Source organism: Sagittula sp. (assembly GCF_052825245.1).
The window spans coordinates 41,890-67,322 of record NZ_JBRBWD010000033.1 but is presented as its reverse complement, the minus strand read 5'-3'; the positions used below and the strand labels follow the sequence as shown (position 1 = coordinate 67,322).

Annotated in this window: 25 protein-coding genes; 15 read left to right on the top strand and 10 right to left on the bottom strand. The window is 67.4% G+C overall.

What is annotated here, in order from left to right; all coding sequences use genetic code 11:
- Window position 1: 1 nt before the first annotated feature.
- Genes pgsA through ACU0DV_RS14450 form a run of 3 tightly spaced genes read left to right on the top strand, consistent with a single transcriptional unit; the run spans window position 2 to window position 1,352 of the window.
- Window positions 2-667, top strand: coding sequence for a CDP-diacylglycerol--glycerol-3-phosphate 3-phosphatidyltransferase (gene pgsA / locus ACU0DV_RS14460; protein ID WP_446241911.1), 666 nt, complete (start codon window positions 2-4; stop codon window positions 665-667).
- Window positions 667-912 (top strand): molybdopterin converting factor subunit 1, encoded by a 246-nt coding sequence (gene moaD, locus ACU0DV_RS14455; protein ID WP_100928030.1) that lies wholly within the window; start codon window positions 667-669, stop codon window positions 910-912. The genes pgsA and moaD overlap by 1 nt, the downstream gene beginning before the upstream one ends.
- Complete coding sequence (locus tag ACU0DV_RS14450; protein WP_283982207.1) at window positions 912-1,352, top strand: molybdenum cofactor biosynthesis protein MoaE; 441 nt, start codon at window positions 912-914, stop codon at window positions 1,350-1,352. Before moaD ends, ACU0DV_RS14450 begins: the two co-directional genes overlap by 1 nt.
- A gap of 147 nt (window positions 1,353-1,499) precedes the next feature.
- On the opposite strand, the gene ACU0DV_RS14445 is transcribed toward ACU0DV_RS14450, so the two are convergent.
- Window positions 1,500-2,516, bottom strand: a complete 1,017-nt coding sequence (locus ACU0DV_RS14445) for a calcium-binding protein (RefSeq protein ID WP_446241912.1) — start codon at window positions 2,514-2,516, stop codon at window positions 1,500-1,502.
- 153 nt (window positions 2,517-2,669) lie between these two features.
- On the opposite strand from ACU0DV_RS14445, the gene ACU0DV_RS14440 reads away from it, so the two are divergent.
- Window positions 2,670-3,437, top strand: coding sequence for a FadR/GntR family transcriptional regulator (locus ACU0DV_RS14440; protein WP_100928033.1), 768 nt, complete (start codon window positions 2,670-2,672; stop codon window positions 3,435-3,437).
- A gap of 325 nt (window positions 3,438-3,762) precedes the next feature.
- Here the strand turns inward: ACU0DV_RS14440 and bfr are convergent, their stop codons facing one another.
- From bfr to ACU0DV_RS14420, 4 genes are all read right to left on the bottom strand, one after another.
- Window positions 3,763-4,245, bottom strand: a complete 483-nt coding sequence (gene bfr, locus ACU0DV_RS14435; RefSeq protein WP_100928034.1) for a bacterioferritin — start codon at window positions 4,243-4,245, stop codon at window positions 3,763-3,765.
- Between the two features lie 127 nt (window positions 4,246-4,372).
- Complete coding sequence (locus tag ACU0DV_RS14430; RefSeq protein ID WP_100928035.1) at window positions 4,373-4,612, bottom strand: (2Fe-2S)-binding protein; 240 nt, start codon at window positions 4,610-4,612, stop codon at window positions 4,373-4,375.
- 187 nt (window positions 4,613-4,799) lie between these two features.
- The gene (locus ACU0DV_RS14425; protein WP_100928036.1) at window positions 4,800-6,137 is read right to left on the bottom strand and encodes an ammonium transporter; all 1,338 of its coding nucleotides are present in this window, start codon (window positions 6,135-6,137) and stop codon (window positions 4,800-4,802) included.
- Between the two features lie 31 nt (window positions 6,138-6,168).
- A complete protein-coding gene (locus ACU0DV_RS14420; protein WP_005855408.1) occupies window positions 6,169-6,507 on the bottom strand; it encodes a P-II family nitrogen regulator in 339 nt (112 codons plus the stop codon).
- 259 nt (window positions 6,508-6,766) lie between these two features.
- Between ACU0DV_RS14420 and ACU0DV_RS14415 the strand changes: the two genes are divergently transcribed.
- Entirely contained in the window at window positions 6,767-8,989 is a 2,223-nt protein-coding gene (locus ACU0DV_RS14415; RefSeq protein WP_446241913.1) for a transglycosylase domain-containing protein, read from the top strand.
- 328 nt (window positions 8,990-9,317) lie between these two features.
- On the opposite strand, the gene ACU0DV_RS14410 is transcribed toward ACU0DV_RS14415, so the two are convergent.
- Both ACU0DV_RS14410 and ACU0DV_RS14405 read right to left on the bottom strand, forming a co-directional pair.
- Window positions 9,318-9,923 carry an MlaC/ttg2D family ABC transporter substrate-binding protein gene (locus tag ACU0DV_RS14410; RefSeq protein ID WP_198521832.1) on the bottom strand — a complete coding sequence of 202 codons (606 nt, stop codon included), beginning with the start codon at window positions 9,921-9,923 and terminating at the stop codon, window positions 9,318-9,320.
- A gap of 31 nt (window positions 9,924-9,954) precedes the next feature.
- The gene (locus tag ACU0DV_RS14405) at window positions 9,955-10,701 is read right to left on the bottom strand and encodes an MlaA family lipoprotein (RefSeq protein ID WP_100928038.1); all 747 of its coding nucleotides are present in this window, start codon (window positions 10,699-10,701) and stop codon (window positions 9,955-9,957) included.
- 216 nt (window positions 10,702-10,917) lie between these two features.
- Here ACU0DV_RS14405 and ACU0DV_RS14400 point away from each other — a divergent pair, with 216 nt between their 5' ends.
- From ACU0DV_RS14400 to ACU0DV_RS14370, 7 genes are all read left to right on the top strand, one after another.
- Entirely contained in the window at window positions 10,918-12,651 is a 1,734-nt protein-coding gene (locus tag ACU0DV_RS14400) for a type I secretion system permease/ATPase (RefSeq protein WP_446241914.1), read from the top strand.
- 275 nt (window positions 12,652-12,926) lie between these two features.
- Complete coding sequence (locus ACU0DV_RS14395) at window positions 12,927-14,195, top strand: HlyD family type I secretion periplasmic adaptor subunit (protein ID WP_370314146.1); 1,269 nt, start codon at window positions 12,927-12,929, stop codon at window positions 14,193-14,195.
- 231 nt (window positions 14,196-14,426) lie between these two features.
- Complete coding sequence (locus tag ACU0DV_RS14390) at window positions 14,427-14,891, top strand: RidA family protein (RefSeq protein WP_100928040.1); 465 nt, start codon at window positions 14,427-14,429, stop codon at window positions 14,889-14,891.
- Entirely contained in the window at window positions 14,888-15,640 is a 753-nt protein-coding gene (locus ACU0DV_RS14385) for a glycerophosphodiester phosphodiesterase family protein (protein WP_100928041.1), read from the top strand. Before ACU0DV_RS14390 ends, ACU0DV_RS14385 begins: the two co-directional genes overlap by 4 nt.
- A 31-nt stretch (window positions 15,641-15,671) precedes the next feature.
- Window positions 15,672-16,871, top strand: a complete 1,200-nt coding sequence (locus tag ACU0DV_RS14380) for a GNAT family N-acetyltransferase (RefSeq protein ID WP_446241915.1) — start codon at window positions 15,672-15,674, stop codon at window positions 16,869-16,871.
- Complete coding sequence (locus ACU0DV_RS14375) at window positions 16,868-17,164, top strand: 4a-hydroxytetrahydrobiopterin dehydratase (protein WP_100928043.1); 297 nt, start codon at window positions 16,868-16,870, stop codon at window positions 17,162-17,164. The genes ACU0DV_RS14380 and ACU0DV_RS14375 overlap by 4 nt, the downstream gene beginning before the upstream one ends.
- 227 nt (window positions 17,165-17,391) lie before the next feature.
- A complete protein-coding gene (locus ACU0DV_RS14370; RefSeq protein ID WP_283982202.1) occupies window positions 17,392-18,792 on the top strand; it encodes a nucleobase:cation symporter-2 family protein in 1,401 nt (466 codons plus the stop codon).
- Window positions 18,793-18,916: 124 nt separating this feature from the next.
- Here the strand turns inward: ACU0DV_RS14370 and ACU0DV_RS14365 are convergent, their stop codons facing one another.
- Window positions 18,917-20,305 carry a vanadium-dependent haloperoxidase gene (locus ACU0DV_RS14365; protein ID WP_446241916.1) on the bottom strand — a complete coding sequence of 463 codons (1,389 nt, stop codon included), beginning with the start codon at window positions 20,303-20,305 and terminating at the stop codon, window positions 18,917-18,919.
- Window positions 20,306-20,640: 335 nt separating this feature from the next.
- Window positions 20,641-21,129: a peroxiredoxin gene (locus tag ACU0DV_RS14360; protein ID WP_100928046.1), complete on the bottom strand. Its 489-nt coding sequence runs from the start codon at window positions 21,127-21,129 to the stop codon at window positions 20,641-20,643.
- 80 nt (window positions 21,130-21,209) lie between these two features.
- Here ACU0DV_RS14360 and ACU0DV_RS14355 point away from each other — a divergent pair, with 80 nt between their 5' ends.
- Window positions 21,210-22,415: an NAD(P)/FAD-dependent oxidoreductase gene (locus tag ACU0DV_RS14355; RefSeq protein WP_446241917.1), complete on the top strand. Its 1,206-nt coding sequence runs from the start codon at window positions 21,210-21,212 to the stop codon at window positions 22,413-22,415.
- A complete protein-coding gene (rsmD, locus tag ACU0DV_RS14350) occupies window positions 22,412-22,966 on the top strand; it encodes a 16S rRNA (guanine(966)-N(2))-methyltransferase RsmD (RefSeq protein ID WP_446241918.1) in 555 nt (184 codons plus the stop codon). The genes ACU0DV_RS14355 and rsmD overlap by 4 nt, the downstream gene beginning before the upstream one ends.
- Before the next feature lie 137 nt (window positions 22,967-23,103).
- Here rsmD and ACU0DV_RS14345 read toward each other — a convergent pair whose 3' ends face one another.
- On the bottom strand, window positions 23,104-24,132 hold the full coding sequence (locus tag ACU0DV_RS14345) for a TRAP transporter substrate-binding protein (RefSeq protein ID WP_446241919.1): 1,029 nt from the start codon (window positions 24,130-24,132) through the stop codon (window positions 23,104-23,106).
- 248 nt (window positions 24,133-24,380) lie between these two features.
- Between ACU0DV_RS14345 and ACU0DV_RS14340 the strand changes: the two genes are divergently transcribed.
- A complete protein-coding gene (locus ACU0DV_RS14340; RefSeq protein WP_446241920.1) occupies window positions 24,381-25,352 on the top strand; it encodes an MBL fold metallo-hydrolase in 972 nt (323 codons plus the stop codon).
- Window positions 25,353-25,433: the final 81 nt, after the last annotated feature.

The following is a 25,433-nucleotide window of genomic DNA, read 5'->3' as shown; positions in this document are numbered from 1 at the left end:
GATGAAATGGACCCTGCCAAATATCCTGACGGCCCTGCGCCTGCTCGCCGCCCCCGGCGTGGCGCTGATGTTCCTCTACTTCGCGCGGCCGCTCGCGGACTGGCTGGCCCTGATCCTGTTCCTCGGCGCGGCAATCACCGACTTCTTCGACGGCCACCTTGCCCGCGCGTGGAGCCAGGAAACCAAGCTGGGCGCGATGCTGGACCCGATCGCGGACAAGGCGATGGTGGTGATCGCCCTGATGGTCATCATCGGCTATTCGTCCTGGACGCCGTGGCTGGTGCTGCCCGCGACCGTGATCCTGTTCCGCGAGGTATTTGTCTCGGGCCTGCGGGAATTCCTCGGCGACGTCTCGGGCACGCTGAAGGTCACCAAGCTGGCAAAGTGGAAGACCACGGTCCAGATGGTCGCCATCTCGGTGCTGTTCAGCCAGGGCGTGTTCGAACACTATCTCGTGATGTCCGCCATGGGCATGGACGACGAGATCGTGCGCAATATCCTGAACGGCACGGCCGAGGACCTGATGGGCCTGCGCTGGAAACAGTATGGCATGGTCTGGGCCGGACTCGCCGGGATCGCGCTCTTGTGGCTGGCGGCGGCGTTGACGCTGATCACCGGGCTCGACTATTTCCGCAAGGCGATCCCGCACCTCAAGGAGGAGACGTGATGCAGGTACTCTATTTCGCCTGGGTCCGCGAACGGATCGGACTGGCCAAGGAAACGGTGGACACCGGCGCGGCGACGGTGATGGACCTCGTGGCGGAACTGCGCGCCCGGGAAGAGCGGTACGCGGCGGCCTTCGAGGACATCTCGGCCCTGAGGGTGGCCGTGGACCAGGAACTGACGGAATTCGACGCCCCGCTGGCCGGTGTGCGCGAAGTGGCGTTCTTCCCGCCGATGACGGGCGGCTGATGCGGATCGTCGTGCAGGACGCGCCTTTCGACTTCGGCGCAGAGGCGGCGGGTTTCGCCGCCGGGCGTCACGACATGGGCGCCATCGTCACGTTCACCGGCGTGGTGCGCGACGTGGACGGCGGGCTGAACGCGATGGAGATCGAGCACTATCCCGGCATGACCGAGAAGGCGCTGGAGAAGATCGCCGCCGAGGCCATGGAGCGATGGTCCCTGGGCGATGCGCTGGTGATCCACCGCTACGGGCGGATGGAGCCCGGCGAGCAGATCATGATGGTCGCCACCGCCGCGCGCCACCGCAAGGACGCCTTCGAGGCGGCGGAGTATCTCATGGACTACCTCAAGTCCCGCGCGCCCTTCTGGAAGAAGGAATTTGTGGGGGAGGAGACGGGGTGGGTCGCTGCGCGGGACGAGGACGAGGCGGCGCTCGACCGCTGGTAGCGATCTTTTTAGGTAGGGCGGCGCGAAGCCCCGCCCTACGATCCGTATCGCCCTTTGGCGGGTGTCGTTTCGGCTGGTGCCATCACGCTCTTTGGCGAGAGCCCACGGGTACATACCGTCACGCCCTCCGGAAAAACGCCCGCCTGCTCATACCATCACGCCAACGACAAGCACATCCGTTGCGGTCAGGGCCTGTACCGGCGACAGAAGGGTCGCCACAGTGAGACCGTCCGCCGTGACGATCTGATCGCCGTTCGCAAGGGTCGTCACCGCAATCTCCGGCGCCGGGGCTCCGCCAGAGGCGTCGTATTCCACGACCAGCTCGTCGTCGCCCACGCCGAAGTCGTCGATCAGCGCGCCGGTGCCATCGCTCTGCGCCGTCCAGCCGGAGACAAAGAAGTCGTCGTCCCCCGCGCCGCCGATCATCTCGTCGCCCTCGCCCGCGTGGAGCGTGTCATCGCCCGCACCGCCGTCCAGCGTGTCGGTGCCGTCCGCGCCCGCCGAGGCGCCCGGATAACGCCGGAGCATCTCGTCGAAAAGGTCTTCCGCCGCGGCCTGCTGGTCTTCATCGGACAGCGCGTCGAATTCCGCCCTGTTGTCAAAGACATGCTCGAGGGATTCATGGAAGGCACGCGCTGTCAAGTCGTCGCCCGAAGGACCGGGGACATGGGCGTACATCAGGTCATCCCCGCCGTCGCCCGCCATGAAATCACCGCCTGCGCCGCCGATGAGCAGGTCGTCCCACTCACCACCCGACATCTCGTCGTCGCCCTCGCCGCCCAGAAGCGTGTCCTTGCCGGTGTCGCCAAAGAGCGTGTCATCGCCCGCCCCGCCGTCGAGGGCATCGTGCCAGGCGCCGGCGTTTAGGAGGTCGTCGCCTTGGCCGCCTTCCAGGAGGTCGCGGCCGCGCTCTCCGTAAAGGGTGTCGTTACCTTCGTGACCTTCGAGTGTATCGCAGCTCCGCCCGCCGGCCAGCCAGTCGTCCTGCGCGGTGCCGTCGACCTGGTCGGACCAGAGCCCCGCCTGAACGATCTCGCCGGAGGCGGTGTCGGGCTGGTCGAGTGGCTGGTCGGGTTCTTCGTTGCCCGCCGTCACATCGTCCGGCTGGGCGATGGCGGCGAGCGTCATGGTGCCGAGGAGGGATGCGATCAGTGCGGTCAGCATGGGGGCCTCTGGAATGCTTTGTCCCGGACCATTCTGTTGAGGATTAAGGCCGTAATGCGCCGCAATTCGGGTAATTGTTCACACGTGCCGACGGATGGGGCTTCCCTGCGTGTCACTGGTTTTGGTAAGACAAGCAGACCAAAGCGAGGTCCCATGCCCTTCGAAAAAGTCCAACCGGAGAAACTGGCGGCGGCCGTCGTGCGGCAGATCGAAAAGCTGATCCTGCGCGGCATCCTGCGCCCCGGAGAGCGCCTGCCCTCAGAACGCGAACTGTCTGAAAAGCTTGGGGTTTCCCGCCCATCCCTGCGGGAGGCGGTGGCCGAACTGCACGAACGCGGCCTTCTGGAAAGCCGCGCCGGGGCCGGAATCTTCGTTACCGATGTGCTGGGGTCGGCGTTCTCGGAGGCGCTGGTGCGGCTGTTTGCCAACCACGACGAGGCGGTGTTCGACTACCTGTCGTTCCGGCGCGACATGGAGGGGCTGGCGGCCCAGCGCGCGGCGCAATACGGCACCGAAACCGACCTGAAGGTCATCGACGAGCTGATGACCAAGATGGAAGCGGCCCACGGCAAGCGGAACCCGGCAGAGGAAGCAAGGCTCGACGCCGACTTCCACCTGGCAATTATCGAAGCTTCTCATAACGTTATCATGCTGCACATGATGCGCAGCATGTACCAGTTGCTGCGGGAAGGCGTGTTCTACAACCGCCAGATCATGTTCAAGCAGCGCACCACGCGCGAAAGCCTGCTGGAGCAGCACCAGGCCATCAACGCCGCCCTGCAGGCCCGCGATGCGGAGGCCGCCCGCGTGGCCGTCGAGCGGCACCTGGGCTACGTGGAGACGGCGCTGACCGCCGACCGCAAGGCAGAGCGGAACGAGCTGATCGCGCGCCAAAGACTGGAGCGGGAAATCAACCGCTGAGCGTTTTGCGCCTCTTGGAAAAGGCGTGTCGGAAAGGTGAAAACAGGCACCGCGCGTTGCGTGAAGCTGTGAACGTGGGCTTCACTCTTGCACGTCAAAATTGTAGCAACCAGCCGATACGCCACCAGAAGGACACAAAACCAGGGTCCGATAACGTAGCGACCGCTGCGTTCATCCCACCCCGTTAACCGCTTGTTGGGGTGAGTCCCGGCCGGTTCGCCCCCCTGAACCGGCCGGTTGTTAACCTCTCTGCGCAAAGCACGCCGGGCGGGGCCGACGGGCCGCGCGATGCCGCCCGAATCGCCCCGTCCCGGCTGCCCTTGTCTCAGGCGTCGTCGGTGGGCTTCGCGTTGAGCTGGCCGTAGGCCGAGGCGCCGATGGTCGCTTCGAGGTCGAGCTGGGTTTCGAGGAAGTCGATGTGGCCTTCCTCGTCGGCGATCAGTTCCTCGAACAGGTTCTTCGACACGTAGTCGCCCACCGAGTCGCAGTGCTTGCGGGCCTCGATATACAGGGTGCGCGCGTCGTATTCGGCGGCGAGGTCCGCCTCCAGCGTTTCGCGCAGGTTCTGGCCGATGCGCAGCGCGTCGAGCTTCTGCAGGTTGGGATGGCCGCCGAGGAAGATGATGCGTTCGATCAGCTTGTCGGCATGGTGCATCTCTTCGATGCTTTCCTCGCGCGATTTGGCGGCCACGCGGCCAAAGCCCCAGTCTTCCTGAAGCCGGTAGTGCAGCCAGTACTGGCTGACCGCGGTCAGTTCGCTGCGCAGCGCCGCATTGAGATATTCGATGACTTTTTCGTCGCCCTTCATGGTGCCCCTCATGAGATGAATTGGCCTGGCTCACGCCCGTTGTGCGGGCGGTGGCTGGGTGATCGGTCAGATCACCTTAGGGCAGATTCAGGGGCGGCGCCAATAGTCCGCACGGTGGGTGCGACCGTCAGCGCACCTGGCGCATGCGGCGTGCACCGGCCTTGGTCAGAACGGGCACTTCGAGGCTGGTGTTCTTCTGCATCGTGTCGAGAAAGAGCGGCAGGCAGCCGGCGCAGTCGGTCTTGCGCCCGAGCGCGCGGAACACCTTTCCGGGCGTGATGATCGTGTCCGGGTCGGCGGCCCGCATCCAGTCCATGGCGGCGTGGATGTCCTTGTCCGAGATTCCGTTGCAATGGCAGATCATCATGACGCGTTTGACCCTGTTGCTGACGGGGAATAGATGACCAATTCGGTCGGGCATGTCAATCCTGATGGATTTACTCGGATCAATCGTGATCCGGGCGTGAGCCTCGCGCCGGGGTCCTTCTACAAAGAAAAGACCCGGGCGCATCGCTGCGCCCGGGTCCGTGCCAGATCGGGTTGAGAGGGAGGCCTCAGCCCTTGGAGAATTCCGGATAGGCTTCCATGCCCAGCTCGGCCATGTCGAGACCCATGATCTCTTCTTCCTCGCCGACGCGGATGCCCATGACCATTTTCAGGACGAACCAGACCACACCGGAGGTGACGACCACGAAGATGCCGACCACGAGGATGGAGTAGAGCTGCACGCCGAGGTTCGCGTCACCGTTGGTCAGGACCACGGCGATGGTGCCCCAGATGCCGCAGACGAGGTGCACCGGGATGGCGCCGACAACGTCGTCGATCTTGAGCTTGTCGAGGACCGGAACCGCGAGGACGCAGAGCACGCCGCCGATCATGCCGATGATGGTCGCCATGCCGAGACCGGGGGTCAGCGGTTCAGCGGTGATCGACACGAGACCTGCCAGAGCGCCGTTCAGCACCATGGTGAGGTCCGGCTTCTTGTAGAGGATCTGCGTCAGGATCAGCGCCGCGATCGCGCCACCGGCAGCTGCCGTGTTGGTGTTCGCGAAGATGCGGGAGATGTCGGCCACGTTGCCCGCGGTGTCCATGTAGAGCTGAGAGCCGCCGTTGAAGCCGAACCAGCCGAGCCACAGGATGAACGTACCGAGGGTCGCCAGGGTCAGGTTGGAACCCGGCATCGGCACGGTGCGGCCGTCCTTGTACTTGCCGATCCGCGGTCCGAGGATCAGGGCACCGGTCAGGGCTGCCCAGCCGCCGACGGAGTGCACGACGGTGGAACCTGCGAAGTCGAGGAAGTCGGTCTGGCCGTCGATGCCCGGCGCGAGGAAACCGCCGCCCCACTTCCAGGACGCCTGGATCGGGTAGATGAAGCCGGTCAGGATCACGGTGAAGATCAGGAAAGGCCACAGCTTGATGCGCTCGGCCAGGGTGCCGGAGACGATCGACGCGGTGGTGGCGCAGAACATCAGCTGGAAGAAGAAGTCCGAGCCGACGGAGGCGTAGGTCAGGTCGGTTTCCGTATCGGCGAGGCCGACGGGCTCCAGCGAGGTGGGCATGAAGGCACCGATGACGCCCTCCATGGACCAGCCGTCGCCCGGGTACATCAGGTTGTAGCCGATGAGGTAGTACATGATCGCAGCGATCGAGAAGAGCGCGACGTTCTTCATGAGCTGCATGGTGACGTTCTTCTGACGGACGAGGCCGGCCTCGAGCATGGAGAAGCCTGCGCCCATCCACATCACCAGGAAGCCGGTGACGAGGAACATGAAGGTGGTGAAGATGTAGCCGATCTCTCCGTTCGGCGGCGTGACGTCTGCCTCCTGAGCGAAGCCCAGCGTCGGCAGCGCCACCAGCGCGGCGATCGCGGCAACTGTGGTGAAGCGTTTCATGTCTGTGTCATTCCCCTATGAGTGGCGCGTCTCAGAGCGCGTCTGCATCCGTTTCGCCGGTACGCACGCGCACCGCCTGCTGCACATCCAGAACGAAGATCTTGCCGTCGCCGATCTTGCCCGTCTGCGCGGTGGTCTTGATGGTCTCGACCACCTGATCCGCCATGGCTGCGCCGACGACGATCTCCAGCTTGATTTTCGGCACGAAATTCACGGCGTATTCGGCTCCGCGGTAGATTTCGGTATGGCCGGACTGAGAGCCGAAGCCCTTGATTTCCGTCACCATCATGCCGCGCACGCCGATGCCCGTGAGGGCTTCGCGCACCTCCTCGAGCTTGAACGGCTTGATCGTTGCAATGATCAGTTTCACCTTGTTCCCCTTCGGTCTTGGCGGGGCCTCCCCCCGCATTGCACTGGCAGCAAAGCGGTGGAGACCGCCCGAATTGAAGAGTTTGACGGAAAATGAGGCGTTCCATTAATCCGTCGCGCACAAAAAATGTGCCGTATGCGATAATTGCCTATATTTTACGCAAAACAAAAACGTCAGCTTTGCCGGGAAGAGGTCAACATTCCGAGTCGGAAAGGGTAGAGTCGCCGCAACGAACAAACCTGAGCAGGCGCAGTTTCACATGAGTTCCACGCGAAAGCCCGGACGGCTGGTGGCGGACCGCAGGTATGGCGGACAATCGACCCGCCAGACCGCGAAATCCAAGACCGCGGCAGCGAGCAAGACCACGGCCAAGAAAACCCCGGCGAAGCGGCGCCGCGCGCCCAGGCAGCGGCGCGGCGGGTTCGCCGGGCTGATCACCGGGTTCTTCGGCTGGATCTTCCGGCTGGTCTTCAAGATCACCGTCTCGGTGGCGGTCCTCGTGGCGCTGGTGATCGGCGCCTGGGTGCTCTACGTCGAATCGACCCTGCCGGAGGTGGAAACGCTGCTCGACGGGCGTGCCCGCGGCTCGGTCACGCTGCTCGACCGCGACGGCGCGGTCTTTGCGCTGCGCGGCGACCAGTTCGGTGGCGTGGTCACCGCCGAAAGCGTCAGCCCGCACCTCAAGAACGCCGTGGTCGCCACGGAGGACAAGCGCTTCTACCGCCACTTCGGCGTCAGCCCGCGGGGCATCGCCTCGGCGGTGCGGATCAACCTCAGCGAAGGCCGGGGCGCGCTGCAGGGGCACGGCGGCTCCACCATCACGCAGCAGACCGCGAAACTCCTCTGCCTCGGCAAGGTCTACGATCCCAAGGTCTGGAAGTCGGAGGCCGATTACGTCGCCGACTGCCGCCAGTCCTCGCTGGAGCGCAAGGCCAACGAGGCGATCTTCGCCATGGCGATGGAGGTGAAGTACACCAAGAACGAGATCCTCTCGATCTACCTCAACCGCGCCTACATGGGCGGCGGCGCCTACGGGGCAGAGGCCGCCTCGCAACGCTACTTCGGCAAGCACGCGGCGCAGCTGAACCCGGCCGAGGGCGCGATGCTGGCGGGGTTGCTGACCGCCCCCTCGACGCTGGCGCCGACCTCGAACCTCGAACGCAGCCAGGCCCGCGCGGCCACGGTGCTGCGGCTGATGGCCGATCAGGGCTACATCACCGAGGAGGAGATGCGCCAGTACCAGAACAACCCGGCGACGCTGGGCAGCGGCGCGAACACCATGGGCGGCGGCTATTTCGCCGACTGGGTGATGCAGTCCGGGCCGGAGTTCTTCACGCAGGACACGACAGAGGACGTGGTGATCTCGACCACCCTCGACCCGCGCATCCAGCGCGCCACCGAGGACGCGGTGCGGCAGATCTTCTCCGAGAAGGTGAAGGACGGCTCCAAGGCGCAGGTGGCCGTGGTGGTGATGAGCGCCGACGGCGCGGTGCGCTCGATGGTCGGCGGGCGTGACGTGGACGCCACGGGCCTGTTCAACCGCGCCTTCCAGGCGGTGCGGCAGACCGGCTCTGCCTTCAAGCCCTTCGTCTATGCGACGGCGCTGGAACTCGGGTACTCGCCGCTCGACACGGTGGTGGACGAACGGTGGTGCGTGGACATGCCGGGCGGGCAGAAGGACTACTGCCCGGATAACTACAGCCGCAACTTCCACGGCCGGGTGACGCTGGCGGAGGCGCTGGCGCGCTCGCTGAACGTGCCGGCGGTGAAGGTCTCCGAATCGGTGGGGCGCGACCTGGTGATGCGCGTGGCGCGTGACTTCGGCCTCTACCGCGACCTGACGGACACGCCGTCGCTGGCGCTCGGCGCGTCTGAGGCGACGCTCCTGGAGATGACCGGCGCCTACGCGGGCATCCTGAACGGCGGCTCCTCGGTGACGCCCTACGGCCTGCAGGAACTGCGCCTGAAAGGCGACACGGAGGCGCTGATGGGCACCGGCGGCGGCATCGGCGAACGCGTGGTGCAGGAAAGCGCCGCGCGGCAGCTTACGTGGATGATGCAGAAGGTGGTCGACGAAGGCACCGGCACGCGGGCGCGGCTCGACGGCTGGGAGGCGGCGGGCAAGACCGGCACCAGCCAGGAGGCGCGCGACGCCTGGTTCGTGGGCTTCACCGCGGATTACGTGGCCGGGGTCTGGATGGGCTACGACGACAACACGCCGCTCTCCGGCGTGACCGGCAGCGGCCTGCCCGCCGAGATCTGGCACGAGGTGATGGCACGGGTCCACGACGGCCTGCCCCCGAAACCCCTGCCGGTGCAGGCACCCGTGGCCCCCGCCCCGCCGCCGGAACCGGAACCGCAGCCCGTGCCGCAACAGGCCCCCGAGGTCGCGGTCCCCCGCGGCGGCGGCACCACCCGCGAGGTCCCCAAGAGCGTATTGGAACAGGTCCTCCGCGACATCCTCGGCGGCGGCAACCGCTGACACCAGCCGTCGGCCGGAGCGGCGCACAGCCCCGCCCTACGGGCCGGCAGCGTTTCGGCCACCGATGCGCTTGGGTCCGGGGTTCAGGAAATGGGGGCTCCGCCCCCGCCGCTCCTTCGGAGCCGCTCCCCCGAGGTATTTGGACCAAGATGAAGGTGCAGGACAGCTCCAAGATGTCCTCTGGATTGGGTCTTCACCTCGCCAGGGTCTTCATCTTGGCTGAAATACCTCGGGGGAGGCCGCAGGCCGGGGGCGGAGCCCCTCTTTGTCCCAGGCCGATCGGGGGCGAGGCCAGCCGGCGTCACGCGGCCCCGCCCAGATGCTCCGGTCAGGAGGCCGTCCTGAGGTCCTGGATCAGCGCGTCGATGTTGCCGCGGCGGCGGTCCAGCATGGCGCCCACCTCTGTGCGTTCGGTCAGGAGCATGTTCACCCCTTCGATGAACAGATTGAACAGCAGCGGGCGGCCGGTGCGGTCGGAGACGTGGAACGAGACGGTGAAGGGGCTCGTGCCGCGCAGGAAGGCGGTGGTCTGCACCTCGTAGTAGTTCTTCACCGCCTTGACCGACTGCACTTCCAGCCGGCCGCCGATGAACTCACGGAAGCGCTTGCCGTACTTGCGCGAGATGTATCCGGTGAAGGCGTCCGAGAAGGCCTTCTTCTGCGCGGCCGTGGCGGTGCGCCCGTCGTTGCCGAGCGCGTAGGCGGCGATGTAGGGAATGTCGCCGTAGGTGCGGAAGATGCGTTCGAAGTCGGTGTACATCGCGCGTTCGGACTTGCCGCTGGCGATGACGCTGTTGATCTCGCCGACGAGGCCGTCGATCAGACCGCGGGCCTGGCCTTCGGTCAGCGCGAGGGCGGGCATCGGGAGGGCCAGCGCGAGGAGGCTTGCCCCGCCGAGGGCGAGTACCGTGCGTCTGGTGTACATCGTGTCCATGTCGAATGCCTTTCTGGAAAGGGGGTGCCGGTCAGAAACCGGTGGTGTCGAGCGCCATCGGGTCGATGTCGGCGGCGCCCGGGGCGTCTTCGCCCAGTTCGAACCGGCGGTTCTGCAGGTACATGAGCCGCGCCTGGGCGTAGCTGTCGGCGCTGTCGTAGAGCACCGAATCGACGGTCTCGCCGAATTCGCCGCGGGTGATGACGGTGTCGGCGGCATTCGCGAGGGTGCCGATGTATCTCTCGGGCGAGTCGAGCGCGTAGCTCAGCGGGTTGGTCACGAGGTCCACGGCGGCGCCCACGGCGTCCCGCTCGGTCGAGGGGCCGACCAGCGGCAGTTCGAGGTAGGCGCCCTCGGGCAGGCCCCAGACGGCCAGCGTCTCGCCGAAGTCGCTTTCGTCCGACACGAGGCCGATCTCGGCGGCCGGGTCGAGGATGCCGAGCCCCAGCGTCGCGTTCATGGTGAAGCGCAGCGTGTTCTTCGTCGCGCGCCACAGGCGCAGCTGCAGAAGCTGGTTCAGGACGGTCTGCGGCGTGCCGACGGTGTCGGCGAACTGTGCCACCGCCTGTCGGCTCCCTGCGGGGATGCCGTCGGCCAGGCCCGCGCCGGTGCCGCGCAGCACACGTTCGTCGACCTTGCGGTTGAAGGCGTGCACGCGGCGGTTCTGGGCCTCGTAGGGATCCCACACGCCATCCGGCGCCTGTCCCGGGCCGGGGACCGAACAGGCCGCCAGAGACGCCGCCACGATGAGTGCGAAAACCGCACGAGTCCTGAGCATTCGGACCGCCCCCCGTCGAAAGTCCTTGGATCGCCACACGGCTTCCGTAAAAGACAAGGTAGTTTCATTTTACAAGGTGCCCAAGCAAGCAACCTGCATTCAGCACTTTTGTGGCACAAAGGCGACAAGGGCAAGCACCGGGAGGATCCGCCGGCATACGCGGCGGAAGGCTGCCAGATCCCATGATCGCCCCGCCGGCCAACCGCGAGGAGGCACATGAGTAAACAGGAATTTGAAAAGGGCCGCGACGAGCTGAGGGCAGCGCGGCGGCAATCACGGCCATATTACTGGTTCGTCGCGATCTTCAGCTTTCTCGTGAACATGCTGATGCTGACCGGCCCGCTCTACATGCTGCAGGTCTACGACCGGGTGCTGGGCTCGCGGTCGGAGGCGACGCTGGTCGCGCTGACCGTGCTGGTCGTCTTCCTCTACGGCATGATGGGCATCCTCGACTACGTCCGCGGGCGCGTCATGGGCCGGGTTGCCGCGCGCTTTCAGGCGGCGCTGGACCTGCGCGTCTTCGACGCCGTGCTGCGGCGTTCGACCGTCAAGAACGACGAACTGGCCCAGACCGGCCTGCGCGATCTGGAATCGGTGCAGCGGCTGATGTCCTCGCCGGTGCTGCTGGCGGCCTTCGACATCCCGTGGTCGCCGATCTTCCTGCTGGGACTGTTCATCTTCCACCGGTGGATGGGTTACCTCGCGCTGGTGGGCGGCGGTTTCCTGATCGTGGTGACGCTGGCCAACCAGGTGATCTCGCGCAATCCGACGCTGAAATCCAACGTCGCCGTCATGCAGGCGGAGCGGACCTCGGACCAGATCAGGCAGGAGGCGGAGATGGTGCAGGCGCTCGGCATGCGGCGCGACGCCTTCGTCCGCTGGATCGGCGCGCGCGGCCAGGCGCTGTCGGGTCAGATCGCCACCGCCGACATCACCGGCACCTTCACGACCATGACCAAGACCTTCCGGATGCTGTTGCAGTCCGGGATGCTGGGGCTGGGCGCCTACCTCGTGCTGCAGGGCGACCTGTCGCCGGGCGCGATGATCGCCGGCTCCATCCTGATGGGCCGCATGCTGGCGCCCATCGAACTGGCCATCGGCCAGTGGCCGCTGGTCACGCGGGCGCGCAAGGGCTGGACCAACCTCGCCCAGCTTCTGTCCGAGGTGCCGGAGGACCCGCCGCGCACCGCCCTGCCCCGCCCCGCGGCAAAGCTCGACGTGCAGCAGCTGACCGTGGTCGCCCCGGGCGAACAGCAGGCGGCGCTGCGGCTGGTCAGCTTCAACGTGGCGCCGGGCGAGGCAGTCGGCGTGATCGGTCCTTCGGGATCGGGCAAGTCGACGCTGGCCCGCGCGCTGACCGGCATCTGGCGCCCGGCGGGCGGCAAGATCCGGCTGGATGGCGCCTCGCTCGACCAGTACGGGCCGGACGTGCTGGGCCGTCACGTGGGCTACCTGCCCCAGCGTGTCACCCTGTTCGACGGCACGATTGCCGAGAACATCGCCCGCCTTTCGCCCCAGCCCGACGCCGAGAAGGTCGTGGAGGCGGCGCGCAAGGCCGATGCGCACGAGATGATCCTCAAGCTGCCGAACGGCTATGACACCCGTGTCACGGCGATCGGCGGGCGGCTGAGCGGCGGGCAGATGCAGCGCATCGGGCTGGCGCGCGCGATGTACGGCGACCCGGTGATCCTCGTGCTGGACGAGCCGAACTCCAACCTCGACAACGAGGGGTCGGAGGCGGTCAACAAGGCCATCGCGGGCTTCAAGGCCGAGGGGAAATCCGTGCTGATCATGGCGCACCGTCCCGCGGCCATCAAGGAATGCACCAAGCTTCTGATGCTGGAAGGCGGGCAGCGCGTGGCCTTCGGACCGAAGGACGAGGTGCTGCAGCAGATGGTGAAGAACCACCAGCAGATCCAGAAGGCGGCGACGCCCGGAGGTGTGAGATGAGCGACAGGACCGAGGACGACACCCGGGCGACACCGGGCACGGCCGCCAGCGCCACCGCCAATCCGCCCGATGGTGCGGGCGGGGCGGGCAGCACGCAGGTTCTGGGCAGGATGACGGCCGGCGCGCCGGGCGCGGATGGGGATGCGGGGGCGCCCACCCCGGCGGCTGCCGCGGCTGCGGCTGTGGCGGCCCGGGCGGCGGCGTCGAACACGGGCGGCGGCGGGGGCATGACCCCGGCGCTGCCGTCGCATGCCTCCTTCCCGACGCGCGGCCCGATGACGGTGGGTGTGCTCGCGGTGGCGCTGCTGGTCGGCGGCTTCGGCTACTGGGGCGCCACGACGAACATTTCCGGCGCCATCGTCGCCTCGGGCCAGATCCAGGTGGATCAGAACCGGCAGGTGGTGCAGCACCCGGACGGCGGCGTGGTCGCGCGGATCGCGGTGGACGAGGGCGACGAGGTGGCGGAGGGCGACCTGCTTTTGCAGCTCGACCCGACGCTGCTGCTGTCGGAACTGACCATCGTCGAGGGCCAGCTTTACGAGCTGATGGCCCGCCGCGCGCGCCTGATCGCGGAGCGGGACGGGGCGGAGGAGATCGTCTTCGACGAGGAGGTGCTGGCCGCCGCGCGCAACAGCGAAGAGGTGGAGGAGCTGGTGGAAGGCCAGCGCAACCTGTTCTTCGCCCGGGCGGAATCGCTGAACCGCGAGATCGAGCAGCTGGGCAAGCGGGCCGACCAGACCGCCGACCAGGTGCGCGGGATCGAGGCGCAGCAGGCGGCGCTGACCACGCAGCTGGAGCTGATCGGGAAGGAGCTGCGCGACCAGCAGACGCTTCTCGACCGCGGGCTGGCGCAGGCAAGCCGGGTGCTGTCGCTCCAGCGCGAAGAGGCGCGGCTGTCGGGCACGATGGGCGAGCTGGTGGCCTCGAAGGCGCAGGCGGAGGGGCGGATCACCGAGACGGAGATCCAGATCCTCGGGCTGGAGACGCAGCGCCGCGAGGAGGCGATCACCACCCTGCGCGACCTGCAGTTCCGCGAGCGCGAGCTGGCGGAGCAGCGCCGCAGCCTGCGCGAGCGGCTGAGCCGGCTGGACATCCGCGCGCCGGTGTCGGGCGTGATCTACGGGATGACGGTGTTCACCCCGCGCTCGGTCATCCGGGCGGCGGAGCCGGTGATGTACCTCGTGCCGCAGGACCGGCCGCTGGTGATCGCCGCGCAAGTGGAACCGATCCACATCGACAAGCTGTTCGTCGACCAGGAGGTGGCGCTCAAGTTCTCGGCGCTGGACCAGCGGCAGACGCCGGAGCTGTTCGGCGAGGTGACGCAGATCTCGGCGGATGCCTTCGAGGACGAAGCCTCGCGCGTGCGCTACTACCGCGCGGAGATCGTGCTGAACGAGGGCGAGATCGCGCGCCTGCCCGAAGGCACGGTGCTGATCCCCGGCATGCCGGTGGAGGCCTTCATCCGCACCGAGGACCGCACGCCGCTGGCCTACCTGGTGAAGCCGTTCATGGACTATTTCTCCAAGGCGTTCCGAGAGAGCTGAGCGTTTGATGCTGGCGGGTCAGGACGGTGCGGCGCGGTCCTTTGCCCCGACGAGGTTTGGCGGACCTGGCGGGCGGTTGCCTGCGCCCCTGCCCCGGGCCTGCGCCGCGTCGCGGGCAGGGCCGAGGTATTTTTTGCCAAGGTGAAGCGGCAGGGGGTTTCGCTTTTCCGGGGCGCGTTCTAGCGTCTGCCCGGCGGCCGGCAAGCCGCCGCGGCGACAAGGAGACCCCCGATGAGCAACGAGATCGAAGAGCGTCTGAAGACGCTTGGCCTGACCCTTCCCGACGCGCCCGCGCCGGCGGCGAACTACGTGCCGTACGTGCTGAGCGGCAATACGCTCTATGTCTCCGGGCAGATCAGCATGATGGACGGCGAACTGATCAAGGGCAAGGTGGGCGCCGATCTCGACGTGGAGCAGGGCGCGGCGGCGGCGATGGCCTGTGCGCTGAGCCTGCTGGCGCAGGTCAAGGCGGCCTGCGGCGGCGACCTCGGCCGTCTGAAGCGGGTGGTGAAGCTGGTGGGCTTCGTCAATTCGCTGGGCAATTTCACCGACCAGCCGAAGGTGATCAACGGCGCCTCGGACCTGATGGTGGCGGTGCTGGGCGACAAGGGGCGGCACGCCCGCTCTGCCGTGTCGGCGGCGGCGCTGCCGCTGGGCGTCGCGGTGGAGATCGAAGGCATCTTCGAGGTCGAATGATGCTGCCGCGCGCGTTTCTCGACCGGCCCGTCGCGCATCGCGCGTTCCACGACCGGGCGGCGGGGCGGCCGGAAAACAGCCGTGCCGCGATCCGCGCCGCCGTGGCGGCGGGCTATCCCATCGAGCTTGACCTGCAGCTTTCGGCGGACGGTCAGGCCATGGTGTTCCACGACTACGACCTTGCGCGGCTGACCGCGGCCAGCGGCCCGGTGGCGCAGCGCACGGCGGCGGAGCTGGGCGGCATCCTTCTGCGCGACGCGGAGGACGGCATCCCGACGCTGACCGAGGTGCTGGAGATCGTCGCAGGCCAGGTGCCTCTGCTGATCGAGGTGAAGGACCAGGACGGCCAGATGGGCCCGGACGTGGGTCCGCTGGAGGAAGCCTGCGCGCGGGCCATCGAAAGCTACGAGGGCGAGGCGGCACTTATGTCGTTCAACCCCCATTCGGTGGCCATGCTCGCACGGTTGTGCCCGCGCCGTCCGCGCGGCCTGACCACCTGTGCGGGCACCGCCGAGGATTACCCCACCCTGCCCGCCGCGCGGCGGGTGGAACTGGCAGAGATCGGGCTGGCGGACGAGATGTCGCTGCATTTCATCAGCCATCACCACGAGGACCTCGACAATCCGCGTGTGGCGCAGCTGAAGGCGCGCGGCCTGTCGATCCTGTGCTGGACGATCCGCACGCCCACGGAGGAGGCAGAGGCGCGGCGCATCGCCGATAATGTCACGTTCGAGGGCTACCCCGCTTGATCGCCGCGCCCGCGGGGCCAGATTGGGAAGCATGAACACAGAGACTGCGCAGCGCGACGTGACCGTGAGTGTCCTGCCCTCGCTTGGCGACATCGCGCCCGGGGTCTGGGACGCCTGCGCCTGTCCCGAGGCCGCGGACGGCCAGCGGCCCCGCGACCCCTTTACCACCCACAGGTTCCTGAAGGCGCTGGAGGACAGCGGGTCGGTCGACGCGCGCACCGGCTGGGAGCCGCACCACCTGTCGGTCGAGGTGGAGGGCGAGGTCGTGGCCGTCGCGCCGATGTACGCCAAGAGCCACAGCCAGGGCGAATACATCTTCGACCATTCCTGGGCGCATGCGCTGGAGAACGTGGGCGGGCGCTATTACCCGAAGATGCAGATCGCCGTGCCCTTCACCCCCGCCACCGGGCGGCGGTTCCTTGTGAAGCCGGGCTGGGAGACGCTGGGCCGTTCGGCGCTGGTGCAGGGCGCGATCCAGTTCGCGGCGAACCACGGGCTGAGCTCGGTCCATGCCACCTTCTGCACCGGCGAAGAGGCGGAGGCCGGGGCGGAGATGGGCCTGCTGCACCGGGTGACGCAGCAGTTCCACTGGGACAACGACGGATACGCTGACTTCGATGCCTTCCTGGCGACGCTGTCCTCGCGCAAGCGCAAGACGATCCGCAAGGAGCGCGCGAAGGCGCAGGATTTCGGCGGCGAGATCCACATGCTGACGGGCGACGACCTGCGGCCCGAGCACTGGGATGCCTTCTGGCGGTTCTACCAGGACACGGGCGCGCGGAAGTGGGGCTCGCCCTACCTGACCCGGCATTTCTTCGACATCGCGCAGGAGACGCTGCGGGACGACATCGCGCTGGTGATGTGCGAGCGCGACGGGCGCTACGTGGCGGGGGCGCTGAACTTTGTCGGGCGCGACGCGCTTTTCGGGCGCTACTGGGGCTGCGTCGAGGATCACCCCTGCCTGCATTTCGAGGCGTGTTATTATCAGGCCATCGACTTTGCCATCGCCCACGGGCTGAAGCGGGTCGAGGCCGGGGCGCAGGGCGAACACAAGCTGGCGCGCGGGTATCTGCCGAAACCGGTGCATTCGCTGCACTGGATTGCGGAGCCCTCCTTTTCCGACGCCGTGGCGCGCTATCTGGAAGCAGAGCGGCGCGCGGTCGGTGAGGATATCGAGATCCTGACCAGCTACGGGCCCTTCAGGAAAGACAGACGGGAGGAACAGGAATGACCGAGAAACTGTCGGACACCGGACGCAAGACCGTGCTGGAACCGCTTTTCGACACCGGATGGGAAATGGTCGAGGACCGCGACGCGATCCGCAAGACCTACAAGTTCGACGACTTCACCGCCGCTTTCGGCTGGATGACGCGGGCTGCCATGTATGCCGAGAAGTGGGGCCACCATCCGGAGTGGTCGAACGTCTACAACACCGTCGAGGTCACGCTGACCACGCATGACGTGGACGGGCTGTCCTCGCTCGATGCGAAACTGGCGCGGAAGATGGACGGCCTTTTCGGCTGACCGCTGCGGTCCGGCCGCGCCCCCTGAGTCCCGGGGGCGCCCGGCCGGCCGTGCCACGACTGCCTGCCAAAGCGGCAAACCGCCCGCCGGAATGCGTTTCGGCGGGCTTTCCGTAGATACCGTCCCACGTCACCCCCAAAAGCGGGCGAGGCGACTCGCCGCGGCGCTTGCTTGCTCGGACAATCGTCCTGCGGGAGCAAACGCATCCACGCGGTATGGAGGGACACATGACGAGTACATCGAACGATACGGGAACCCTGATCTACGGGCTGGACGACACGCCCGCGCCGCCTGCCGCCGCGCTGGCGGCCATGCAGCACATCCTTGCCTCCATCGTGGGGATCGTGACGCCGACGCTGGTGATCGGCGGCGTGCTGGGGCTGGGAGAGCACATCCCCTACCTCATCGCCATGTCGCTGTTCGTGTCGGGCGTGGCGACCTTCATCCAGTGTTACCGGCTGGGGCCTGTGGGCTCCGGGCTGCTGAGCGTGCAGGGCACGTCCTTCGCCTTCCTCGGGCCGGTGCTGGCGGCGGGTTTCGCGGTGAAGAACGCGGGCGGCACGCCGGAGGACATGCTGGCAATGATCTTCGGGCTGTGCCTTGCCGGCTGCGTCGTGGAGATCGTGCTGAGCCAGTTCGTCGACAAGCTGGACCGCATCATCACGCCGACCGTGACGGGCATCGTGATCACGGTGATCGGGCTGTCGCTGGTCAAGGTGGGTTTCACCGACTTCGCCGGCGGCGCGCAGGCGGGCGAGACGCTGGGCGCGCCGGTCAACCTGCTGATGGGCGCCATCGTGGTGGCGGTGATCCTGGTGCTGACCTTCGTGGGCAACCCGATGCTGCGCATCTCGGCGATCATGATCGGGCTGGTGATCGGCACGATCGTCGCCATGGTCCTGGGCCAGGTTGACCTGTCGCGCGCCGGTCAGGGCGAGTTGCTGGCGATCCCGCAGCCGCTGAAATACGGGCTCGATTTCGACATCGGGCTGTTCCTGCCCATCGCCTTCGTCTTCCTCGTGACCGCGATCGAGACCTCGGGCGACCTGACGGCCAACTCCGTCATCGCGGGCCAGCCGGTGAAGGGGCCGCTCTACATGAAGCGGATCAAGGGCGGCATCCTTGCGGACGGGGTGAACTCGGGCCTCGCGGCGCTGTTCAACACCTTCCCGAACACCACGTTCTCGCAGAACAACGGGGTGATCCAGATGACCGGCGTCGCCTCGCGGCACGTGGGTCTGTATATCGCCGGTATCCTCGTGGTGCTGGGCTTCCTGCCGGTGGTGGGGCAGATCTTCCTGCTGATCCCCAAGCCGGTGCTGGGCGGCGCGACGCTGGTGCTGTTCGGGACCATCGCCGTGGCGGGCATCCGCATCCTCGCCACGCAGGAGATCGACCGCAAGAAGGTCTACATCATGGCGGTGTCCTTCGGGCTTGGCCTTGGCGTGACGCTGGTGCCGGATGCGACGCAGAACCTGCCGGTCTTCCTCAAGCAGGTGGTCGCCACGCCGATCACGCTGGCGGGCCTGTCGGCGATCATCCTGTCTCTGGTGATCCCGGACACGGACGAAACCGCGAAGCCGGTCGAGACCGTGGCCCCGGTGGAGGAAGAGACGGCAACCGTCTGAATACCGTCGAAATGCAATGGAGGGCGTGCCGTCTGGCGCGCCCTTCCCGTGTCCGGAGTGCCCGAGCGGGAAAAGAAACACCCCCGCAGCGGACTGCGGGGATGTCGATACCCGTAAGGCGGTGTCAGCCCAGACGCGGCAGGGCGGTGTCAAAGACCGTGTCGGCGATCAGGCGGCCGATCCGCAGGCCTTCGGTGTTGTCGGCCTCCCAGTGGATGCCGCCGTATTCGCGGCTGGCGCCTGCCTCGTCCGCCGCCTGGCTGAGTGTCGTCCACGACCGCCGCACCCCGCCCAGTTGCTTGGGCCAGTTCACGAGGTCGGGCGCGTAGCCGGTGAAGGACACGTGGTCGGTGCCCAGAAGATGCGCCAGCATCCGCGCCGAGGCACCGCTGAATGTCGAATGCCCCGAGGTATAGGCCGGGAAGGGCGGCGTCGGGATCAGCGTCTTCCATTCCGCGTCATGGAACCGCGCGAACCTGTCCTGCGGCAGGATCGTGGTGCGGATCGCCGTTTCCGGGCGCAGCACGTCCATGTCGAACTTGCAGTCCCATGTCACGATGGCCGCATCGGCCTGCGACATGCTGATCAGCGCCATGAACCGCGCCTGGTCGACAAGGTCGAGGTCCTGCCGCTGAAGCAGGTCCATGGCGATGATCTGCCAGTGTCCCGGCGGGGTCGCGCCGCGCGGGCCGTCTTCCCAGAAGAAGGCGATCTCGGCCTGGTCCTCGGTGCGGAAATCGCTGGTCGCGCCGCCCCACTGGAAGACCTTCTCGAGCTGGCGCATGAACTCCTTGCTGTCCTGACGCGGGAAGGGCGCCGGGCGGAAGTCCCGGGCAGAGCCGACCGCGAAGGTCTTCATCTTGCCCCAGCCGGGCAGCAGCGGGCCGCCGTACTGCTTGAAGGTCGGGCCGTTCTCGGCACCGAAGAACGGGCCGGTCGGCTGCCAGGCCATGGGGCCGTCGAGCTTGGTGTAGAGCAGCTCCTTCGAGATGCCGATCCCGTCCTCGCCACGCCAGTCGAGCACGGCATGGGCGGCGTTGGCGCCCCAGACGATGGCGTTGTTCTTGGCCTCGCCGTCCTCGAACCCGTCGAGGAAGGCCATCAGTTCGCAGTTGTCCCAGCCGAAGAGCGCATTGATCGCCGTGGCGACGGCGGTGCCGTAGGCGATGTCGGCGTTCACCGGCGCGGGCGGCTCGGGCAGTTTCACCGGCCCGGCGTAGCGCGGGGCCAGCCCGTTCACCGCCACGAAGCCCGCGAGGTGGCCGATGGCAAAGGCGCGGGTGGCGGGCGGCGGCGGGGTGGCCGTGTCGCGCACCTTCTGCACGAGCTGGTCGGACCACCACATCACCGGGGTCATACGCCCCGGCGAGACCACCCCCTCGATATAGGAGGCGGAAGAGCGGCAGCTCTGCCCGGCGAAGGCCTTCGGTGCCGCGACAACAACGGCGGCGGTGGTCAATGCACCCAGCGCCGCGCGTCTGCTGAATTTCGTAATCACTTGCGAGTCGGTCATATGGCAGCTCCCAACTTCAAATTAATGTTATTGGCCGATGTTGGCCGACGGTTGGAAAGCTGGCAAGTTTTTAGGCCGGAGGTTTCCCGAAAAGCATGGGGAAAACTCCATGATTCCCGTGCGACGGGCGGTCATGCGGGTGATCGGCGCGCATCGGCGGGATGCCGCGCGCGATCGTGAGACCAAGAGAATCGGTTGGGAAAAGGGTCTCGCGGGGCCGCTTAGCGGTCCGGCAGGCGCCGGCCGTACGACGGTCGGCGGGGGGCTGGCGGGGGCATCGGGCGGCGCGTTGCGCGGGAAGGCGGCGCCCCTTCGGGCCGGGGCGCCGCCGTGGTTCAGGCGAGTTCCAGCATCGCCTCGCCGCAGGACTTCTCGCAGACGCCGGGGCTTTCATCGAGGTTCAGCGCCTTCACGGTGCCGTCCTCCACCACCATCGCGTAACGCTTCGAGCGGTCGTAGAAACCCACCGGCGGCGCGGTGAAGTTCATGCCCATCGCCTTCGTGAAGGCGGCGTCCGGGTCGGCCAGGAAGGTGATGCCCGCCTTGTCGCCGCCGGTGTGACGGCTCCAGGAATCCATGACGAAGGGGTCGTTGACCGCGATGCAGACGATCTCGTCCACGCCCTTCTCGGCGAAGGCGTCCTTCGTCTTGATGAAGCTGGGCACATGGGCGTTGGTGCAGGTGCCGGTAAAGGCCCCCGGCAGCGCGAAGATGAGCAGCTTGCGGCCCTTGGCCAGCGCCGAGAGCTCGACCGTCTCGGGCCCGTCTGCGCCGATGCGCAACAGAGTTGCCTCCGGCAGCGTGTCACCGGGTGAAATCGCCATTTGTCCTGTCCTCCGTGGAATTGCGTTTCCCTGTGTCGCAAGGATAGTGTCTCGGCGACAAGAGAAAAGGAGCACGCGCCATGACGGACGTCGTTGTTGTTGGGGGAGGACAGGCGGCGGCCTCGCTGGTGGCAAAGCTGCGTTCGAAGGGGTTCGAGGGCACCATCACGCTGATCGGCGAGGAGCCGGCGCCGCCCTACCAGCGCCCGCCTTTGTCGAAGGCCTACCTTCTGGGCGAGATGGAGGAGGAGCGGCTCTACCTGCGGCCCGCGACCTATTACGCCGAGAACGCCATCGACCTGCATGTGGGCGAGAAGGTGATCGCGGTGGACCGTGACAACAAGGAGGTCATGGCCGGAGGCCGCGCGGTGAAATACGACGAGCTGGTGCTGTGCACCGGATCGGTCCCGCGCCGCCTGCCCGCCGGGATCGGCGGGGCGCTCGACGGGGTCTACGTGGTGCGGACGCTGGCGGACGTGGACGCGATGTGCCCCTCCTGCGTGTCGGGCAAGCGGGTGCTGGTGGTCGGCGGCGGCTACATCGGGCTGGAGGCGGCGGCGGTCTGCGCCAAGCTGGGCCTGACCGTGACGCTGGTCGAGGCGGCAGAGCGCATCCTGCAGCGGGTGGCCGCGCCCGAGACCTCCGCCTGGTTCCGCGACCTGCACAGGGCGCGCGGCGTCGACCTGCGCGAGGGCACGGGGCTGGTGCGCCTTCTGGGCGAGGGTCACGTCACCGGCGCCGAACTGGCGGACGGCACGACACTGGACGTCGACATGGTGATCGTCGGCGTCGGCATCGCGCCCGCCACCGAACTGGCGGAGGGCTGCGGGCTGGAGGTGCTGAACGGCATCGCGGTGGACAGTCACGGCCGCACCTCGGACCCGTCGATATGGGCGGCGGGGGACTGCGCGTCCTTCCCGCATGGCGCAGGCCGCATCCGGCTGGAATCCGTGGGCAACGCCATCGACATGGGCGAACTGGTGGCCGAGAACATCATGGGCGCCGGACGGAGCTACGTGCCGAAGCCCTGGTTCTGGTCGGACCAGTACGACGTGAAGCTGCAGATCGCCGGGCTGAACACCGGCTACGACCGGATCGTGGTGCGCCGCGACGGCGAGGCGCTGTCGCACTGGTACTACGAGGGCGACACCCTGCTGGCGGTCGACGCGATGAACGATTCCAGGGCCTACATGGTCGGCAAACGGCTGATCGAGGGCGGCAGGACCCCCGATCCGGAGGCGGTGGCCGACCCGGAGACGCAGCTCAAGGCGCTGCTGAAGGCGTGAGGATCATTGCGGGCGAGTGGCGCGGCCGGCGGCTGGCGTCCGTGGGCAAGGGCGATCCGGGCGCGCACCTGCGCCCCACCACCGACCGCGTGCGCGAGTCGCTGTTCAACATGCTGGCGGGCGGGCGTTTCGGCGAGCCGTTCGAGGGTGCGGTGGTGCTGGACCTCTTTGCCGGGACCGGCGCGCTGGGGCTGGAGGCGCTGTCGCGCGGTGCCCTTTCCGCCACCTTCGTGGAGAACGGGCGGGTGGGACAGCGGCTGATCCGCGAGAACCTGAAGACGCTGGGCTGTGCCGACCGGGCGACGGTGATCGGCGCCGATGCGACGCGGCTGCCGCCGGGCGCGCCCTCTTCGCTGGTGTTCCTCGACCCGCCCTACGGCAAGGGGCTGGGCGCACGGGCGCTGGAGGCCGCGCTTGCGCAGGGCTGGATCGGGGCGGAGGCGCTGGTCGTCTGGGAAGAAAGTGCGCCGCAGGTGGCGCCCGCAGGCTTTGCGACGCTGGACACACGCAAATACGGCGACACCCATGTGACGGTGCTGCGCGCCCTGTGATGTCGCCCCGGCTGCCGCCGGGACGATACGCGCGGGCCCTGCCCGCGCAGGCGGGAGAGGCTCTGCCTCCCCCGGACCCCCTCCGGAGTATTTCCGAAGCAAAGAAGCCGGGGGTCGCTTTGCGTGGCGGGTGCGGGTCAGTTGCCGCCGGCCGCGGCCGCCACCATGGCGCGGGCGTCGTCCACCAGCTGCTGGCCGGGGAGGCCCTTGGTGTCCATGTCGGCGATCCATTCGTCGATCACCTCGTCGCCCAGTTCCCGGATGTGGGCGGTTTCCTCTTCGGAGAGGGTGGCGATCTGGTTGCCGGCGGCCTCCATCACGGCGCGGCCTTCGGCGTCGCCGGTGTCATGTGCGCGGCCCGCCCAGGCGGAGGTTTCGAGCCCGGAGTTCGCGTCGATCACCGCCTTCAGGTCGTCGGGCAGGCTGTCGTAGACGTCCTTGTTCATCCCCCAGATGAAGAACAGGTTGTAGAGCGACTTGTCGCCCGCCACGTCGGTGTGGCTGTCGGTCAGCTCGTCGAGTTTCAGCGAGGGCGACATTTCCCAGGTGATGACGCCACCGTCGAGCACGCCTTTCGACAGCGCCTCGGGGAACTGCGGGACCGGCATGCCGATCGGCACGGCGCCGAGTTTTTCCAGCAGGAGGGTCGCCGGGCGGGAAGGGCCGCGCAGCTTTTTGCCCTGCAGGTCGTCCACCGTGTCGGGCGCGTCGCCCTTCATGTGGATCAGCCCGCGGCCGTGCATGTGCGCGGCGATCAGGTGCACGTCGGCGAAATCGTCCGTCAGGTACTTCTGCGTGAAGGTCCAGGCGGCGACGGAGGCCTCCTCGGCGGACTTGGTCACCATGAAGGGCAGTTCCAGCACCTCCGTTTCTGGGAAGCGGCCGGCCTGGTAGCCGGGAATGACCCAGCCGCCGTCGATCACCCCGTCGACGATCAGGTCGTACTGCTCGGGGGCCGTGCCGCCGAGCTGCATGAAGGGATAGATCTCCACCTTGATGCGGCCGCCGGACTCCTTCTCGACCTTCTCGGCCCAGGGCTCGATGAAATGCGCCGGGTTGGCCGAATTCGGCGAGACGAAGTGCTGGAAGCGCAGCGTCACCTCCTGGGCGGCGGCGCCGGTGGCGAGGGTGAGTGCGAGGGCGGCGGTCAGCCAGTACCGGGTCATCGGGTCTCCTTCCCGTGATGTGCTGCAGTGCAGCGGCCCGCCGGAGGTACAGGATCGCCCCGGGGGATACAACCTTCCCAAGCGTCAATCCGAGCGAATCTATGGTCGCAACCTATTGACCACATGGTCAAATTTCCGCATCGGCGGGAATTGCCGCCGATCTTTCCGCGATGCCCGATGGCGGTGGAAATCGCCGGTGCCGATGCTATTCTGACATTCGAAGACATGCATGATAGGGAGGTCCGCACGTGTCCATCATCCGCCCCACCCGCCGCGAGATCCTGGCCATGGCCGCGAGCGCCCCGGCGCTGACACTGCCCGCCCTGGGCCGTGCCCAGACGCTGGGCGCGCCGGCGTCCGGCAATCCGCAGCATTTCAGCTTTACCCTGGGCGAGGCGAAACTGACCGTCGTCTCGGACGGGCGGCTGGAAGTGCCGGCCAACGGGCTGGGCGTGAACGCCGATCCCGAGGAGGTGAAGGCCTTCCTCGAAAGCTACTTCCTGTCGACGGAGACCAACTATTCCCACACCAACCACCTGGTGATCGAGATCGGCGATGCCGTGGTGCTGGTCGACGTGGGATCGGGCGACCGCTTCCTGCCCACCGCCGGAGAACTGATGGGCAACCTGTCGGATGCGGGCATCGACGCGGAGACGATCACCCATGTGGTCATCACCCACGCCCACCCCGACCACATCTGGGGCATCCGGGACGACTTCGACGAGGCGATCCTGCCCGGCGCCGCCTTCCACATCGGCACGGCCGAGCACGAGTTCTGGATGCAGGACGGGCTGGCCGCGCGCATGCCGCAGGACCTCCAGCAGTTCGCCGTGGGGGCGGTCAACTCGCTCGAGGTGGACGGCGCGGAGTGGACGCTGGTCAACCACGAGGACGAGATCGTGCCCGGGGTGCGCGTGATCGACACGCCGGGCCATACGCCGGGCCACATGTCGGTCGTGGTGGAATCGGGCGGCAAGCAGCTGATCGCGCTCGGCGATGCGATGAACCACGCCTACATGAACTTCGCCCGGCCCGGCTGGTACAACAACTTCGACATGAACGGCGAGCTGACGGTGGAGACCCGGCAGAACCTGCTGGACATGGCGGCCACCGACCGAATGGCGGTGCTGGGCTACCACTTCCCCTTCCCGGGCGTGGGCCATGTGATGAAGGAAGGCGACGCCTACCGTTTCGTGCCCGCGCTCTGGCAGTGGGGCTGACCGCTAATCAGCCAGACCGACAAGGGGGTGCAGGGGCGCCCCCTGCCCTTCATCTTGGCAAAAATACCTCCGCCGGAGGCG